The sequence below is a fragment of the Stenotrophomonas maltophilia genome, assembly GCF_006970445.1.
Lineage (GTDB): Bacteria > Pseudomonadota > Gammaproteobacteria > Xanthomonadales > Xanthomonadaceae > Stenotrophomonas > Stenotrophomonas maltophilia_AU.
The window spans coordinates 1,556,722-1,573,741 of sequence record NZ_CP033877.1; the positions used below are offsets into that span (position 1 = coordinate 1,556,722).

15 protein-coding genes are annotated in these 17,020 nt (G+C 66.0%); 12 read left to right on the top strand and 3 right to left on the bottom strand.

Annotation, left to right across the window (positions count from 1 at the left end; all coding sequences use genetic code 11):
* Positions 1-81: 81 nt before the first annotated feature.
* The gene (nadC, locus tag EGM71_RS07080) at positions 82-933 is read right to left on the bottom strand and encodes a carboxylating nicotinate-nucleotide diphosphorylase (protein ID WP_100439070.1); all 852 of its coding nucleotides are present in this window, start codon (positions 931-933) and stop codon (positions 82-84) included.
* Positions 930-1,199: a Trm112 family protein gene (locus EGM71_RS07085; RefSeq protein WP_005408847.1), complete on the bottom strand. Its 270-nt coding sequence runs from the start codon at positions 1,197-1,199 to the stop codon at positions 930-932. The genes nadC and EGM71_RS07085 overlap by 4 nt, the downstream gene beginning before the upstream one ends.
* A gap of 58 nt (positions 1,200-1,257) precedes the next feature.
* Between EGM71_RS07085 and purE the strand changes: the two genes are divergently transcribed.
* The 3 genes from purE to EGM71_RS07100 all read left to right on the top strand — a co-directional run bounded on the left by purE (position 1,258) and on the right by EGM71_RS07100 (position 3,373).
* Entirely contained in the window at positions 1,258-1,761 is a 504-nt protein-coding gene (purE, locus tag EGM71_RS07090) for a 5-(carboxyamino)imidazole ribonucleotide mutase (protein WP_005412808.1), read from the top strand.
* Positions 1,758-2,906, top strand: coding sequence for a 5-(carboxyamino)imidazole ribonucleotide synthase (locus EGM71_RS07095; RefSeq protein WP_188488746.1), 1,149 nt, complete (start codon positions 1,758-1,760; stop codon positions 2,904-2,906). The genes purE and EGM71_RS07095 overlap by 4 nt, the downstream gene beginning before the upstream one ends.
* 125 nt (positions 2,907-3,031) lie before the next feature.
* Positions 3,032-3,373: a carboxymuconolactone decarboxylase family protein gene (locus tag EGM71_RS07100; RefSeq protein ID WP_188488748.1), complete on the top strand. Its 342-nt coding sequence runs from the start codon at positions 3,032-3,034 to the stop codon at positions 3,371-3,373.
* Positions 3,374-3,486: 113 nt separating this feature from the next.
* On the opposite strand, the gene EGM71_RS07105 is transcribed toward EGM71_RS07100, so the two are convergent.
* Positions 3,487-4,065, bottom strand: a complete 579-nt coding sequence (locus EGM71_RS07105) for a superoxide dismutase (RefSeq protein WP_188488749.1) — start codon at positions 4,063-4,065, stop codon at positions 3,487-3,489.
* Between the two features lie 120 nt (positions 4,066-4,185).
* Here EGM71_RS07105 and grxD point away from each other — a divergent pair, with 120 nt between their 5' ends.
* The 9 genes from grxD to EGM71_RS07150 all read left to right on the top strand — a co-directional run bounded on the left by grxD (position 4,186) and on the right by EGM71_RS07150 (position 17,005).
* On the top strand, positions 4,186-4,506 hold the full coding sequence (gene grxD / locus EGM71_RS07110; RefSeq protein WP_005415957.1) for a Grx4 family monothiol glutaredoxin: 321 nt from the start codon (positions 4,186-4,188) through the stop codon (positions 4,504-4,506).
* On the top strand, positions 4,503-5,279 hold the full coding sequence (locus EGM71_RS07115; protein WP_188488751.1) for an SDR family NAD(P)-dependent oxidoreductase: 777 nt from the start codon (positions 4,503-4,505) through the stop codon (positions 5,277-5,279). The genes grxD and EGM71_RS07115 overlap by 4 nt, the downstream gene beginning before the upstream one ends.
* 250 nt (positions 5,280-5,529) lie before the next feature.
* On the top strand, positions 5,530-8,718 hold the full coding sequence (locus EGM71_RS07120) for a TonB-dependent receptor (RefSeq protein ID WP_188488753.1): 3,189 nt from the start codon (positions 5,530-5,532) through the stop codon (positions 8,716-8,718).
* A 253-nt stretch (positions 8,719-8,971) separates the two neighbouring features.
* On the top strand, positions 8,972-10,360 hold the full coding sequence (gene ppnN / locus EGM71_RS07125) for a nucleotide 5'-monophosphate nucleosidase PpnN (RefSeq protein WP_014036604.1): 1,389 nt from the start codon (positions 8,972-8,974) through the stop codon (positions 10,358-10,360).
* Between the two features lie 161 nt (positions 10,361-10,521).
* A complete protein-coding gene (locus EGM71_RS07130; protein WP_014036605.1) occupies positions 10,522-11,037 on the top strand; it encodes a pilus assembly FimT family protein in 516 nt (171 codons plus the stop codon).
* Positions 11,034-11,531: a type IV pilus modification protein PilV gene (gene pilV / locus EGM71_RS07135; RefSeq protein ID WP_100439065.1), complete on the top strand. Its 498-nt coding sequence runs from the start codon at positions 11,034-11,036 to the stop codon at positions 11,529-11,531. Before EGM71_RS07130 ends, pilV begins: the two co-directional genes overlap by 4 nt.
* A gap of 8 nt (positions 11,532-11,539) precedes the next feature.
* Positions 11,540-12,697 (top strand): PilW family protein, encoded by a 1,158-nt coding sequence (locus EGM71_RS07140; RefSeq protein WP_188488755.1) that lies wholly within the window; start codon positions 11,540-11,542, stop codon positions 12,695-12,697.
* 5 nt (positions 12,698-12,702) lie between these two features.
* The gene (locus EGM71_RS07145) at positions 12,703-13,224 is read left to right on the top strand and encodes a pilus assembly PilX family protein (RefSeq protein ID WP_188488757.1); all 522 of its coding nucleotides are present in this window, start codon (positions 12,703-12,705) and stop codon (positions 13,222-13,224) included.
* Positions 13,225-13,237: 13 nt separating this feature from the next.
* A complete protein-coding gene (locus EGM71_RS07150) occupies positions 13,238-17,005 on the top strand; it encodes a pilus assembly protein (RefSeq protein ID WP_188488759.1) in 3,768 nt (1,255 codons plus the stop codon).
* Positions 17,006-17,020 lie beyond the last annotated feature (15 nt).

Below are 17,020 nucleotides of genomic sequence, written 5' to 3' on the forward strand. Positions count from 1 at the left end.
CAGCGCTGTCGTGAACGCCGGGTGTGAGAACGGGGTCAGATCCTTTTCCCATGGAAAAGGGAGCTGACCCCGGGTCAGGCCTCAGCCCGGCGGCGGGCCCAGCTTCAGCGACAGATCGATCGCCTGCACGTGCTTGGTCAGGCCGCCGATGGAGATGCAGTCGACGCCATCCTCGGCGATCGAGCGCAGGCCACCCAGGCCGACGCTGCCGGAGACTTCCAGGGGAATGCGGCCGGCGGTGATGCGCACCGCCTCGCGCCGCAGGTCGGGACTGAAGTCGTCCAGCAGGATGCGCTCGCAACCGGCTTCAAGCGCCTGGCGCAGCTGTGCCAGGTCCTCCACCTCGACCACCAGCGGCAGCGCGGGCCACTGCCGGCGTGCGGCGGCTACCGCCGCGGCCAGCGAACCGGCGGCGCGGATGTGGTTCTCCTTCAGCATCACCGTGTCGTACAGGCCGAAGCGGTGGTTCTCGCCACCGCCGCAGCGCACCGCGTACTTCTGCGCCAGGCGCAGGCCGGGCAGGGTCTTGCGGGTGTCGAGGATGCGCGTGCCGGTACCGGCCACCGCCGCCACGTAGCGGGCCGTGGTGGTCGCCGTACCGGACAGCGTCTGCAGGAAATTGAGCGAGGTGCGCTCGGCACTGACCAGGCTGCGGCTGTGCCCATGCAGCAGGGCCAGCACGGTGCCGGCGGTGACGGCATCGCCTTCGGAGATACGCCATTCAATGCGTACTTCGGGGTCGAGCGCGCGATGTGTAGCGTCAAACCAGGGGCGCCCGGCGATCACCGCATCCTGCTTGCACAGCAGGTAGGCGCTGTCGGCCTGGTCGGGGAGCAGGGCGGCGGTAACGTCGCCGCTGCCCAGGTCCTCGGCCAGCGCGCGCGCGACATCGGCGGCGACCAGGGCCGCATCCGGCGTCGGCAGCGTGCTCATGCGGCCGGGAAGTCCGCGATCTGGGCGGTCGGGATGGCTTCCTCGGCCAACAGCACCGGGATGCCGTCGTCGACGCGGAACACCTGCTTGCGGTCACGGGTGACCAGCGCTTCGCGCAGCGGCTGCGCCAGCGGATTGCCATCGGCCTTGTTCACCGCGCCGGCGGAAATGGCCTTGTTGAGGGCTTCCAGGCCCTTGCCATCCAGCAGGGACAGGGGCTGGCGGGTGTCCGGCGACACCAGCAGGTCGAGCAGCTTGCGATCCATGGTTCTTCGTCTTGCGTGGAAGACGGCTAGAATACGTCTTTAAGGCAGGTGACGGCCAATGACCCCCAACCCGATCGCGCCGCTTGTCGGCATCGTCATGGGTTCCCGTTCCGACTGGGAAACCATGCAGCACGCCGCCCAGAAGCTTGAAGCCCTGGGTGTTCCGTTCGAAGTGAAGGTGGTGTCCGCGCATCGGACGCCGGATGTGTTGTTCAGTTACGCCGAGCAGGCGGGCCCGCGTGGCCTGCGCGCGATCATCGCCGGTGCCGGCGGGGCCGCGCACCTGCCGGGCATGATCGCCGCCAAGACCGCCGTGCCGGTGTTGGGTGTACCGGTGCAGTCCAAGGCCCTCAACGGCATGGATTCGCTGCTGTCGATCGTGCAGATGCCGGCTGGCATCCCGGTCGCCACCTTCGCCATCGGCAATGCGGGTGCGTCCAATGCGGCGCTGTTCGCTGCCGCGATGCTGGCCAGCGACCAGCCGGCGATCGGCCAGGCGCTCGACGCCTTCCGTGCACGCCAGACCGAAGACGTGATGGCCCACGACGATCCGCGCCAATGAGCCTGACCGTCGGCATCCTGGGCGGAGGTCAGCTCGCCCGCATGATGGTCCTGGCCGGTGCACCGCTGGGACTCCGCTTCGAGCTGTATGACCCGGCCGCCGACGCCTGCAGCGGCCCGCTGGCGCCGCTCACCGTCGGTGCCTTCGATGACCGCCAGGCCCTGGCGGACTTCGCTGCCAAGGTCGATGTGGTCACCTTTGATTTCGAGAACGTGCCTGCAGACAGTGCACAGTTCCTGGCCGACCGCGTGCCGGTCTACCCGCCGCCGGCCGCACTGGCCGTGGCCCAGGACCGGTTGAGCGAGAAGACCCTGTTCCAGCAATTGGGCATTCCGTTGCCGGCCTTCGCCGACATTCGCAGCCGTGACGAGCTGGCGGCGAAGGCCGCCGAGTTCGGCCTGCCGTGCATCCTCAAGACCCGCCGCCTCGGCTACGACGGCAAGGGCCAGTTCCGCCTGCGCAGCGAGGCCGACATCGATGCCGCCTGGGATGCGCTGGGCGCGCAGGTCGAGCGCACCGGATTGATCCTGGAAGGCTTCGTCGCCTTCCAGCGCGAGGTCAGCGTGGTTGCCGTGCGTGGCCGCGATGGCAGCTTCGAAGCCTGGCCGATCACCGGCAACTGGCATGTCGACGGCGTGCTGTCGGCCAGCGTCGCACCGGCGGTGCTGTCCGACGCCGAGCAGCAGGCGGCGATCGGCTATGCGCGCCGTGTCGCCGAGCACCTGCAGTACGTCGGCGTGTTCGCACTGGAGCTGTTCTGCCGCGATGGCGATCTGTTGGCCAACGAGATGGCGCCGCGCGTGCACAACTCCGGCCACTGGACCATCGAAGGCAGCGAGACCTCGCAGTTCGAGAACCACCTGCGCGCCGTGCTGGGACTGCCTCTGGGCAGCACCCGCATGCTCGGCCATGCCTGCATGCTGAACTGGCTGGGCGAGATGCCCAACCCGTTGCCGGTGCTGGCCCAGGCCAGCGGCCATTGGCACGACTACGGCAAGTTGCCGCGTGAGGGCCGCAAGGTCGGCCATGCCACCCTGCGCGATGATGAGGCCGCTGCGCTGGCCGATGCGCTGGACCAGGTTGGCCTGGAGCTGGATCGCCAGGCCCAGGTGGCGCCGGCGGTACACGCGCTGCGCAACCGCTGAGCCGGGGCGTGCCGGCCAATGGTCGGCACAACCCCGTGTGCCTGCAACGGTGTGGCGCGCCGGTGCAGGCATCGGCGCAACATTCCCGGTGGTAGCGTGAAGCTCCTTTCACAGGAGTCACGACCATGCTCGACTGGAATGCCTACCGCAAGGAACTGAAGGGCCGCATCGGCGAGATCGGCAAGCTTTCGCCTGACACGGTCAAGGGCTACGCCACACTGTCCAGTGCCGGCGCCCAGACCAACCACCTGGATGCCAAGACCCGCGAGCTGATCGCGTTGGCGGTGGCGGTCACGACCCGCTGTGACGGCTGCATCACCGTGCACGTGGACGCGGCGCTGAAGCATGGCGCCAGCCGCGAGGAAATCGCCGAGGCGCTGGGCGTGGCGGTGTCGCTCAACGCGGGCGCCGCGCTGGTGTATTCGGCACGGGTGATGGACGCGGTGGCCGCACACGAGAGCGCGTGAAGCCACGCTCTGCTTCCAGGTAGTGCCGGTCGCTGACCGGCAATTCCGGCATCCTTGTACGCCCACTGGGTTGCCGGCCAGCGGCCGGCATTACCCGCGGCCGGGTCCCTGCCTCAGCGCAGCTGGTTCTCGGCGAATTCCCAGTTGACCATCTGCCAGAACGCGTCCAGGTAACGTGCGCGGTCATTCTGGTAGTCGGTGTAGTAGGCGTGCTCCCACACGTCGCAGCACAGCAGTGGGGTGCTTTCGCCGGTCAGTGGCGTGCCGGCGTTGCGGGTGGCCTGCAGGCCCAGCTGGCCGCCGGGATGCTGCACCAGCCACACCCAGCCCGAGCCGAACAGGCCCAGCGCAGTGCGGTTGAACTCCTCACGCAGGCGCTGCGCGTCACCGAACTGGCGCTTGACCAGCTCGCCCAGCCGGCCCTGCGGTTCGCCGCCGCCGCGCGGGCGCAGGCACTGCCAGTAGAAACCGTGGTTCCAGGCCTGGGCGGCCGCATCGAACAGCGAGCCCTGGGCATGGCGCACGATCTCTTCCAGTGACGCTTCCTCCCACTCGGTACCGAGGGTGCCGGCGTTGACCGCGTCGATATAGGCGCGGTGGTGGCGACCGTGATGCAGCTCCACGGTCTGCGCGGACAGGTGGGGCTGCAGGGAGCCGGAGAGGTAGGGCAGGGCAGGCAATTCGACGGGCATGGACAGGTTCGTGGCCAGGGGACGGCGGCAGCCTGTTCCATCCGCTTACAATGGCGGCTACCTTGGGCAGTCTAGCCGACCATCACGGTCGGTTTGTCCGGCGAAGCAAGGAGTGTGGTTGTGGCGGTAATGCAGCAAATCCAGGCCGAGGTCGATCGTTACCCGCTCGTGCTGTTCATGAAGGGCACCCCGCAATACCCGATGTGCGGCTTTTCCAGCCGCGCCGTGCAGGCGTTGATGGCCGCCGGCGCCGTCACCCTGCGCACCGTCAACGTGCTCGAAGAGCCGGAGATCCGCGCCAACCTGCCGCGCTTCTCCAACCTGCCGACCTTCCCGCAGCTGTTCATCAACGGTGAGTTGATCGGCGGCTGCGACATCGTCATGGAACTGTTTGAATCCGGCGAGCTCAAGCGCATCGTCGAAGAGGCGACCCAGGGATGAGTGCCTGGCCGTCGACGTCACCGACTGACGGGGCGCTCGATGGCCGCCCGTTGCAGGACCGCGTTGTGCTGGTCGCTGGTGCCGGGGGAGGACTGGGCAGTGCCGCGGCGGTCGCCGCCGCAGCGGCCGGGGCCACCGTGGTCCTGCTGGGGCGCAAGCCGCGCCGGCTGGACCGGGTCTATGCCCAGGTCCAGGCGGTCGGCCCGGAACCCCTGCTGTACCCGCTGGACCTGGAAGGCGCCAGCCCCGATGACTATGCCGAACTGGCCCAGGCCCTGCAGCGCGAGCTGGGGCGGCTGGATGGCCTTCTGGTCTGCGCCGCGCATTTCCCCGGCCTGACCCCGTTCGAGCTGGCCGACCCTGCCAGCTTCGCCCGCGCGGTCCACGTCACCCTGACCGCCCCGGCCTGGTTGGCCCAGGCCTGCCTGCCGCTGCTTCGGCAGCGCGAGGATGCGGCCCTGGTATTCTCGGTCGATGCCCCCGAACGGGTGGGGCAGGCCTACTGGGGTGGGTACGGCGTGGCCCAGCATGGCCTGCGTGGCCTGATCGGCAGCCTCCACGATGAGCTGGGCCGCAGCCCGGTCCGGGTCAGCGGTCTGTACCCGGGGCCGCTGCGCACGGCACTGAGGGCCCGCGCCTATTCCGTCGATCAGGATCCGGCTGCTCAAGGGCCCGAAGCGGCCGCCGCTGCGGCCGTGACCCTGTTGTCCCGCGCCGGCCATGCCTGGCGGGGGCAGATTCTCGATGCCAGCGAGGCAGCTCCCGGCGAGTGAGTCCCGGGGAAAGACGGAGTGAAGAACCCGTCACGATTGCGTTGCGATCCGGTGCCGTTTGTCGCACAACCGTCACATTGATGGCGTAGCGTGTTAATCTAGTGTTAACCGTTATGGCTGCCTTCAGCCAAGCGGTAGGGAACCCCAGATAACTCTCCGACCAGCCACCCGCAGGGCTGATTGGATGCGCTTTTTTTCCGCCATCGCCAACTCGCATCGAGGCTACCGAAAAATGACCCACCCACTCCGGATGTCCAAGCTTACCCTTGGTCTCGTGGCTGCACTTGCTGCCGCTCCCGCCTTCGCCCAGAGCACCTCTGCCGGTGTCGGCGGCCAGGTCATGACCCGCGGCGGCCAGCCCGTCGCCGGCGCTGAAGTCACCATCACCCACACCGAGTCGGGCACGGTTTCCCGTGCTACCACCGATGCGGCCGGTCGCTACAACGCGCGCGGCCTGCGCGTGGGTGGCCCGTACAGCATCACCATCACCAAGCCGGGTGAAGGCACCAAGACCGAAGATGGCGTCTACCTGGGCGTGAACCAGACCGGCACCATCAACGCGACGCTGACCGGCGATCTGGCCGGCGCGACCAACCTGGACACCGTGCAGGTCACCGCCGTCGGCGGCGGCTCGGAAGTGTTCAGCGCCACCAAGATGGGCTCGGGCACCAACATCAGCCAGCAGCAGATCGAAGTTGCGCCGTCCATCGGCGGCAACATCCAGGATCTGATGCGCCTGGATCCGCGCGTGACCTTCATCGATCGCGCCTCGGGCTCGATTTCGGCTGGTGGCCAGAATCCGCGCTTCAACTCGATCAACATCGACGGCGTCTCGGCCAGCGACACCTTCGGCCTGGAAGGCAACAACATGCCGACCCGCCGCCAGCCGGTCGCCATGGAAGCCATCGAAGCACTGGACATCAACCTGTCCAACTACGACGTCAGCATCGCTGCCGCCGCCGGCGCCACCGTCAACGCGGTGACCAAGTCGGGTACCAATGAATTCCACGGTTCGGTGTACGGCACCTACCGTGATGGCGACTGGTTCGGCGACAACCCGGAAGGCCAGCCGTTCAAGGGCTTCACCAAGGAAGAAACCTACGGCATGACCCTGGGCGGCCCGATCGTCAAGGACAAGCTGTTCTTCTTCGCCAACTACGAAAAGTTCAAGCAGGCCGCCCCGGGCGCCGACCTGAGCGGCACCGCGCTGGGCAAGACCAACCCGCAGTTCACCCTGGCCGACGTGACCCGCGCGCAACAGATCGCGCAGGGCTATGGCATCAACGCCGGCGGCTTGGAAAGCAACGGCGACACGGAGATGGAAGAGTACGCGCTGAAGCTGGACTGGAACATCAGCGAGAACCACCGTGCCAACATCCGTTACAGCAAGATCGACCAGAGCAAGCTGCGCATCAACGGCATGACCACCAGCTCGGCCTCGCTGAGCTCGTACTGGTACCAGCATGACAAGACCAACGAGAGCTACGTCGCCCAGCTGTTCAGCGACTGGAGCCCGAACTTCTCGACCGAATTGAAGGCGTCGTACCGCGAGTACTCGGCGATCCGCAACGTGTCCACCGACGCGCCGAGCATTCGCATCTACTTCGGCGGCACCCAGGCTGCGCCGTCGGGTGACTCGCTGTACCTGGGTACCGAAGTCAACTCGCAGAACAACATCCTGGAAACCAAGGCGTGGAACTACTACGCCGCCGGTACCTGGACCCTGGGTGACCACGACGTCAAGTTCGGTGCGTCGTACGACACCAACGATATCTACAACTACTTCGGCGCGAACTCGTGGGGTGCCTACACCTTCTACGGTCTGGACAACTTCGCCGCTGGCCGCTGGAGCAGCTACAACTACAACCCGGAGCGCACCCCAGGCTCGATTCCGGCTGACTACAAGTTCAGCAACCTGGCCCTGTTCGTGCAGGACACCTGGTATGTCAACAACAACCTGACCCTGACCCTGGGTGTGCGTGCCGACCGCGCTGACACCAGCCCGGCCCCGGCCTACAACGCTGCGGCGTCGACGTTCTTCGGTCGCGACAACAGCGATGTGCTGAGCAACAAGTTCCTGATCCAGCCGCGCTTCGGCTTCAATTACACCTTCGACAGCGAGCGCCCGACCCAGCTGCGCGGTGGCGTGGGCCTGTTCCAGGGTGATGCGCCGCAGGTGTGGCTGAGCAACAGCTACTCGGCGACCGGCTTCAACAACTCGGTCTACGCCTACACGCGTAACGACCCGACGCTGCCGTTCAACCCGAACAAGGACAGCCAGCCGGTCCCGACCACCCCGGGCTCGAACCGTCAGAACGTCAACTTCGTCGGCAGCGACTTCAACATGCCGTCGGTGTACAAGGCCAACCTGGCCTTCGACCATGAGACCCCGTGGTACGGCATCGTGGCTTCGGCCGAGCTGCTGGTCACCAAGGTCAAGGACGCGCTGTACTACAAGAACCTGAACCTGGGTCCGGTGCAGCAGCTGGGTCCGGACGGTCGTGAGCTCTACTACGCAACGGCGCGCAACGGCAACCTGTGGACCAACAGCGACGCGCGCGCCGGGCGCAATGGCGCCTACGACTCGGTGTACGAAATCGCCAACACCAACAAGGGCCGCACCTCGCAGTTCACTGTGTCGTTGAGCAAGCCGTGGTCGGAAGCCAGCGACTGGTCCTGGAACATCGGCTACACCTACACCGATGCCACCGAAGTGGGCTCGCTGACCAGCTCCACCGCCAGCTCGGGTTGGGGTTACCAGTACGCCTTCAACGCCAACAGCGAAACCGAGAACACCTCGCGCTACCAGATCCGTGACCGCCTGTCGGGCTCGCTGAACTGGAAGCACAAGTTCTTCGGTGACTACGAAACCAAGGTCGGTCTGGTGTACGAAGGCCGCAGCGGCCGTCCGTACAGCTACGTCTACGTCAACGATGCCAACGGCGACAGCCGTTCCGCAAACGACCTGTTCTACGTGCCGAACCCGGGCGAGGTTCTGTTCGGCAATCTGGTGGGCAGCAACTTCACCCCGGATGCGGCAATGGAGAAGTCGTTCTACGCATGGCTTGCCGACAACCCGCAGCTGGCCAAGTACGCGGGTAGCTACGCTCCGGCAAACCAGTTCCGCACCGGCTGGATCAACACCTTCGATATCCGTATCAGCCAGCAGCTGCCGGGCTTCATGAAGGGTCACAAGTCGGAAGTGTGGCTGGACATCCAGAACGTCGGCAACATGCTCAACAAGAAGTGGGGCAACATCTACGACTACGGCTTCTTCGCCGATGCGCGTGTGGCCACCCTGCAGGGCATGAAGGACGGCAAGTACGTCTACAACTTCCGCGGCGCTGACCTGCCGGCGGTGGCTAACAATGACGCAGACGGTTTCGACGTCGGTGTCTCGCAGTGGTCGCTGCAGCTGGGCTTCCGCTACCAGTTCTGATGCGCTGACGTAGCTCTGCTGTAAACGGAAACGGCCGGGGAAACCCGGCCGTTTCCCGTTCAGGCGAAAGTCCTTGCAGGGTGTTGGGCAACGGCGTAGCATCTCGAAATGTGCGCGGTGCCAATGCCGCACAGGCGGTCCCGGAAAGGCGAACGCGGGCAGCACACATCCAACGGTCGGGCTTCCCGGCCGTTTTGCTTTTTAAGGGGGCGGCAGTACAGTCGGAAACCTTGAAGGAAGCGAAAAATTGGATATGACCACGAACGAAAAATCGGCCCGTGCACTGCCGGTGCAGGATGCACGGATCTACCCGCGCGGTGGGCTGGATGTGCTGTCGCGGGCCGAGGTGGCGCGCCTGCGCGATGCCTCCGCCGGCGGCATGCATGAGCTGCTGCGCCGCTGCGCGCTGGCCGTGCTGACCAGCGGCAGCGCCTCGGACGATCCGCGCGCTGCGCGCGATCTCTACCCTGATTTCGACATCCAGGTGGCTCAGCAGGATCGCGGCGTGCGCATCGACCTGGTCAACGCACCGGCGATGGCCTTCGTCGACGGTGAGATCATCCGCGGTGTCGCCGAACTGCTGTTCGCCGTCGTGCGCGACCTGGCCTACATGGCCATCGAGATGGGCCCGGCCTACGCGGCCGAGCTGGAGTCGTCCGAGGGCATCACCAATGCGGTGTTCGGCCTGCTGCGCAACGCGCGCATCCTCAACCCGGGCGATCCGAACCTGGTGGTGTGCTGGGGCGGACACTCGATCTCGCGCGACGAATACCTGTACACCAAGCAGGTCGGCTACGAGCTGGGCCTGCGCGGCCTGGACATCTGCACCGGCTGCGGCCCGGGTGCGATGAAGGGCCCGATGAAGGGTGCGACCATCGCCCATGCCAAGCAGCGCCGTACCGTGACGCGCTACATCGGCCTGACCGAGCCGGGCATCATCGCTGCCGAGTCGCCGAACCCGATCGTCAACCACCTGGTGATCATGCCGGACATCGAGAAGCGCCTTGAGGCCTTCGTCCGCATCGGCCACGGCATCATCGTGTTCGCCGGCGGCGTGGGCACCGCCGAAGAGATCCTGTACCTGCTTGGCATCCTGCTGCGCGAAGAGAACAAGGACCTGCCGTTCCCGCTGATCCTGACCGGTCCGACCGTGGCGGCGCCGTACTTCGAGCAGATCGACCGGTTCATCCGCCTGACCCTGGGTGATGAGGCTGCCGAGCGCTACGAGATCATCATCGGTGACCCGGTCGCGGTGGCCAAGAAGATGGCCAACGGCATCAAGCGCGTGCGCGAGCACCGCCTGGCGCAGAAGGACTCGTTCTTCTTCAACTGGTCGATCGAGATTCCGTGGGAGTACCAGCAGCCGTTCGTGCCGACCCACGAGGCGATGGCCGCGCTGGACCTGCACCACGGGCGCGCGCCGCACGCGCTGGCCGCCGACCTGCGCCGGGCGTTCTCGGGCATCGTCGCCGGCAACGTGAAGGAGGATGGCATGCGCCGCATCGAGCAGTTCGGGCCGTTCCAGATCCATGGCGACCCGGACATGATGCAGGCGCTGGACGCGCTGCTGCGCGCCTTCGTCGAGCAGCGCCGGATGAAGATCTCCGGCGAATACCAGCCCTGCTACCAGGTCCTGGCCTGAGCTCGAGCCGGCGCGATGGGGATCGCGCCGGCACTGGCAGGGGAGGGCGGGTCGTCAAGCCTTTGACGCCCGTCGCCCCGGATTGACCGTTCATCCTGCCGCCGCTTGCCGGTGGCAGGGCGATGGCCCATCGTGGCCACCAACACGCTGGGGAGCGTCCAATGTCTTTGCGCCGGCAAAACGGCTTCACGCTGGTTGAACTGATGGTCACGCTGGCGGTCTTCGTGATCCTGGCGTCGATCGCCTATCCGAGCTTCCGCGGCATGATCCGCTCGAACCGGCTGGCGACCGCCAACAATGAGCTGATCGCGCTGGCCAACCTAGCCCGCAGCGAAGGCATCCGCAACAGCAACGGTGGCGGTGTCTGTGGCAGCGCCGATGGCAAAGCCTGTGATGGCGACTGGTCCAAGGGTGTACTGGCCTGGTCGGACCTGGATGGCGACGGCCAGATGGGCAGCAATGATGTCGCGCTGCGCTTCTCGCAGGGCAATCCGCAGCTGAGTGTGGTGGGGCCGCCGGGCGCGGTCATCGCCTTCGACGGGCGCGGCCGGCGCAGGGCTGTCGCTGACCAGACGCTGGTGCTGTCGCCGGATGCGTGCAAGGCCGGTGAATCGAAAAGCACGTTGACGATCAACCAATCCGGCCAGGTCCGGGTGACCAAGGGAACCTGCTCATGAGCCGCCGCAATCTGGCCCGCCCGCGTTCGTCGCAGGGCGGTTTCAGCCTGATCGAAGTGATGGTGGCGGTGCTGATCCTGGCGTTCGGGCTGCTGGGCTTCGCCCTGCTGCAGACCACCAACGTCCGCTTCGTGCAGAGTGCGAACTACCGCACCCAGGCCACCAACCTGGCCAACGACCTGATCGAACTGATGCGCGCCCAGCGCACCGACACCCTGGCCGGCGGCGCCTATTCCTCGGCCTCCTTCTCGGCCGGCTCGGTGAAGCCCAGCGGAGCCTGCGCCTGGCCGACCGGCGCCGCAGTGACGCCGAAGACGAACGTGGCGCGCTGGCAGTGCGAGGTCGCGCGCACGCTGGGCGAGAAGGCCAGCGCGCAGGTGACCTTCGTGCAGGGTACCGGACAGGTCACCGTGGCCATCAGCTGGGGTGACCAGCGCTGGGATCCGAAGGATCCCGACAGCCTTACCACCTTCGGCCTGACGACCTTCCTGTGAGCGCGCCCATGAGTCCAATTTCGCGAGCCCGAGGCCTGTCGCTGATCGAACTGATGATCGCCATGGTCATCGGCCTGGTCCTGATGCTGGGCGTCACCCAGATCTTCATCGCCTCGCGTGCGGCGTCGCGCCTGTCCGAAGGCGCGGCCCGCACCCAGGAGAACGCGCGCTTCGCGCTCGATTTCCTGCAGCGCGACCTGCGCATGGCCGGCCATTTCGGCTGCGTCAACGACCAGGCCCACGTGGTCAAGAACACCGGCGATGTCGGCTACCACCTCGGCATCAGCTCGGGCAGTGGCGACCCGCAGGATTTCTCGGTTCCGGTACAGGGGTATGAGGCGGCAGGCACGGCGCCGGGCGCCACGTTGACGCTCGGCCGTGCGTGGAGCGCGGCACAGTCGGTTCCGAAAAGCATCGCCAACCTCAAGCCGGCGCCGTTGCCGGGCAGCGACATCCTTGTGCTGCGCCTGATGAGTCCGGAAGGGGCCGTCGTCACCGGCATCTCCGTGGCCGCGGGTGCGACCACCCTGACCGTCTCCAGTGATGGCATGGCCCGACTGAAGGCCAATGCCGCAGGCACGCCGACGGTCTTCGGCGTGGCCGACTGCACCCGTGCCGACGTATTCCCCGCCACCATCAGCGGTTCGACCGTGAAGGTGGACAAGGTCGACCTGAGCAACTACTCGATCAACAACGCGATGACCATGCTGTATCGCGCCGATGGCATGGCGTACTACATCGCGACCAATCCCAATGGCGAGCCGGCGCTTTACCGGGCACGCGCCAATGGCGCCGGCGGCTATGCCGATGGCGAGGAGTTGGTGGAAGGCATCGAGAACATGCAGTTCCTGTATGGCCTGGATGCCACCACGAACATCACCCTGCCCACGCCGCCGACCGGTCGCATCGTCGACCAGCGCGTGGCCAGTGCGGTGAGTACCGGCACCGATGCCACCGCCGCAGGGCAGTGGCGCCGCGTGGGCATGGTGCAGGTTGGCCTGCTGGCGCGCAGTCCGCAGCGTGCGTCGGCAGAAGCGCCGGGCAGTGCGGCCACTTATCCGGCCATCCTCGGGGTGGGCTTTACCCCGGCCGATCCTTACGACCAGCGCCATCGTGGCGCCTATGAAGCGTCCGTTGCGCTGCGCAACCGCTTGTTCGGGAACTGACGACCATGCGCACTCCTCCTTCCTCCAGGCGCCGTCCCTTCGTTGCCCAGGCACGACAGCAGGGTGCCGTTCTCTATGTCGCGCTGATCATGCTGGTGCTGCTGGCCCTGCTGGGCGTGATCGGCATGCAGGTGGCCGGCATGCAGGAGCGCATGGCGGCCGGCTACCGGGCGACCAACATGGCGTTCCAGAACGCCGAAGGCGCGGCACGCAGCGCCGAGAACGCGGTGGAGAACATCGCCAACCGCAGGGATGCCGGTACCAATCCGGCCGTGGTGTCTTCCGACATCAACCAGCAGTGCGATGACGGCTTCGATCCTTCGGGGTGGGTCGCGAAAACCAAGCTGGGCAGCAAGCCGGCCATCTATGTCCGTGAGATCCAGGGCTGCATCCAGGGGGAGGGGGCGCTGGACATGGGCAAGTCGGTGGAGAAGCCAACCCCGGTCTACCAGATCACGACCTACGCCGGTGATACCACCAGTGATGCGACGTCGCGTGCGGCGATCGATACCGTATTCAAGCTGTGAGGCTGGGGAGCCCATGAACACTCGCAACCGCAGGATCCTGGCAGGCGTTGGCCTTGCCGTCTTGGCCGCTGGCGGCTATCTGGCACATACCCTGTTTGCTGCACAGGCGCAGGGCGTGCTTGCGCAGGAGCCGATGAACGTGCAGACGCGCGCGACGCCGGCCTTCATCATGGCGGTGGATGATTCGGGTTCGATGAACTTCGAACGCATGTTCCCCGGTGGTGACGGGCGCATGCGCTGGAACAGCAACACCAACAGCTTCTTCAACAACGATGGAAGCTTCTTCAGCGTGGGCTCGGCGTGCGCCAACAACTCGGTGGACTGCTACCTCTACCTGTACCCGCATGCGGATTTCAACAAGGAGTATTCGCCGGGGCGCGCCATTCCGCCGCTGGACATCTACGGCTTCGCGCGTTCGCATGTCTACAACGCCAGTTACTTCAACCCGGCAGTGACCTACCGGCCGTGGACCAATGCCGACGGCACGCTGTGGGCGAATGCCTCGATCACCCAGACCCGCGCCGATCCACGGTCCGATCAGCGCGGCTACAAAGCCGTGTACAACATGACCGTCAATCGGGCCGACACCTCTGAGAAGTTCCAGTTCGTCAACGGCATGCGGATTCCCGACCTTTCCGGCACCGGCAATGAATACTATGTCGACAGCTGGTGGGATGGCGGGTGGAAGACCGCCGCGATCAGCAACACCGGCAACACCACGTACTCCATCAGCTACTTCCCGGCGACCTTCTACCTGCCGGCCGCAGCGCCTGCACCGGACGGATACAAGACCGACGACACCAGTCGCCCGGTGATCACCGGTGCCTGTGGCCCGGGCTGCAACCTGCGCCGCTACCAGATCAAGTCGGGCAACTACTCGAGCCCGGCCGCCTACAACGCCGCGATCCAGAATTTCTCCAACTGGTTCCAGTATCACCGCAACCGCGTGCTGGCCATCGTCGGTTCGTCGACCGCCGCCCTGGTGAGCGTGGATACGATGCGAGTGGGCTACTTCACCATCAACAAGCTCAGCAACGCGACCATGTATGACATGGTCACCAACCGAGCTGACCTCTACAAGCAGATTTATGCGCTGACGGCCAACGGCGGCACGCCCAACCGTCGCGCGGTGGAGTATCTGGTCGACCAGTTCCGTCGTACCGACGCCGATGCCCCCGTGCAGCTGGCCTGCCAGCGTAATGGCGGCATGCTGTTCACCGACGGCTACACCAACTCCGGCAATGCACCGAGCGGGTCCTTCGGTGACGCCGACTCGGTGAACTCGACCCACCTGCCGTCCATTCCGTTCTCCGACGGCTACAGCAATACCATCGCCGACATCGCCGCGGCGGCTTATGCAGGTGCCCGCACCCCCCTGCGCACCGGGACCAGCTTCCCGGCGGGGCAGGTGCCGGTCAGTGACAAGTGCAGTTCCCTGGACAAGAGCAGCCCGGACTGGAAGCGCCTGGACTGCCAGACCGACCTGCACATGAACTTCTACGGCGTGACCCCGGGCGCGCAGGGCAAGATCTACGGTGTCAACCAGGCCGCAACCGCCGATCCGTACAAGACGGCGCCGAACTGGGCCGGCAATGGCAATCCGCTGGATGTCGATGACGGTACCGTCATCGATGAGCTGTGGCATGCGGCCGTCAACAGCCGTGGCGAGTTCATCAACGCGCAGACCCCGGCGGACGTCACCGAGGCGATGCGCCGGGTACTGTCTTCGATCAGCGGTGGCGCATCGCCTTCAGGCACGATTGGTATCAGTGGTGCGCGCATCGGCACCGGCTCACTGGCGGTCACTCCGCGCTATGACATCACCAACAGCGGCACCGACTGGTCGAGCAAGCTGACTGCGGCCAGCGTCAAGGTCAACGCCGACCAGGTCGCGGAGCTCACCGAGGTGTGGGAAGCCTCCAGCCGCCTGACGTCGTCCGGCCGCCGGATCGTGGCCAACAAGCTGGGCTCGCCGGTGGACTTCAACAGTGCCCGCATCAGCCTGCAGGATCTGTGCAGCAAACCCAGCGGCAAGTACGCGTCGATGCTGGTCTGCTCCACCGACAAGCTGACGACGATCAAGGCCGACCTGGCCAGTGCCATCAACTATCTCAGTGCCGACAGCTCGACCGAGGTCCGCAACGGCGGCAAGTACCGTGACCGGACCACGCCGCTGGGTGACATCGTCAATTCGGCGCCGGTGGTCAGCTCGCCGCTGGACGATTACGGTTACCGCCAGCTCGGCGGCACCTATGCCAAGAGCTACACCGACTACCTGGCCACCAAGGCCAAGTCGCAGCGGTACATGGTCTATGTCGGTGCCAATGACGGCATGCTGCACGCCTTCGATGGCGGCATGAAGGCTGATGCCAAGCAGGACGGTACCGGCGGCACCGAGAGCTTTGCCTACATCCCGGCCACCGCGCTGGGCCACATGGCCAACCTGCTGTTCCCGTACAAATCCGATACGGCCGACCAGACCTTCCGCCACCGCTATTACGTCGATGGCCCGGTTGCCGTGTCCGATACCTACAACGGCACCGCGTGGCAGACCAGCCTGGTCGGCACCACGGGTGCAGGTGGCCGTTCGGTGTTCGCGCTGGATGTCACTGCACCTGGCAGCTTCGGCACTGGCAACGTGCTGTGGGAAATCAGCGACATCAACTCGTCGCTGAGGGACGAGGTGCGCAACAACATCGGTTTCGTGCTGGGCAAGCCGGTGATCGTGCCGGTGAAGAGTGGTACCGGCGTAGCCTGGAAGGCGATCTTCGGCAACGGCTACGGCAGTGCCAACGGCAAGGCGGTGCTGTTCGTGGTCGACATGGCCAGCGGCGATATCCGGATGATCGAAGCGGTCGAGGGCACCTCGGGTGCCGGCATCTCCGGAGACAATGGCTTGGGCAATGTGGTCGTCGTCGATCGCTGGACCGGCACCAGCCAGGATGCGCGCGGCCGTGATGGGCTGGCCGACACCGTCTATGCCGCCGATCAGCGTGGTGCCGTGTGGAAGTTCGACCTGACCAGCAGTGCGAACACCACGCTGACCGTGCCGATGTTCACCAGCCAGGTCGCCCAGGACTCCTCGAACAAGACCTATCGCCAGCCGATCACCGGTGGCATGACCGCTGCCACCGGTCCTTCGGGCGGCGTGATGCTCTATTTCGGCACTGGCAGCTTCTCCTTCACCAGCGACAAGGATGACAAGGCGCAGCAGGCGCTGTACGCCGTGAACGATCTGTCTGGCAAGACGGTGACCTCGACGGTGACCGCTGCCAACCTCGTTCCGTACACGGCCGCGGCCGCCACTGCGGGCGTCGATGAACGCAAGATCACGGCGGGGGCGGCCCCTGCAAATGCGCGAGGCTGGATGATCCAGCTGCCTGCCGGCAATGGCGAGCGTGCGGTGGGCAACCCGACCCTGGTCAGTGGCATCGTCTTCATGCCGACCTACGTGCCCAACATGCAGTCGGTAGGCTGTTCGACCAGCGGTTCGAACTGGCTGTTCGGGTTGTCGTCGATCAGTGGCTTGCCGATGTTGGAGAACGTGCGCTATGGCTCGCCGGCTGGCAGCCGGCCCGGGGCAGGGACCGCGGCCATTGCGCTGAAGACCGGAGGAACCGCGCCGGTGCGTGACGTCTCGCTGTCGGTGCTGCCGCGTCCGACGGATAACAAGGCGCCGCCCGGAGGCAGCACCTGCTGGATGGCAGTGGGTGCTGCGGGCAGCCAGTCGCTGTATCTGCCTTACCCGTGCGGTCGCCAGTCCTGGCGCCAGCTCCAGTAACCCAAGTGCGAGGAT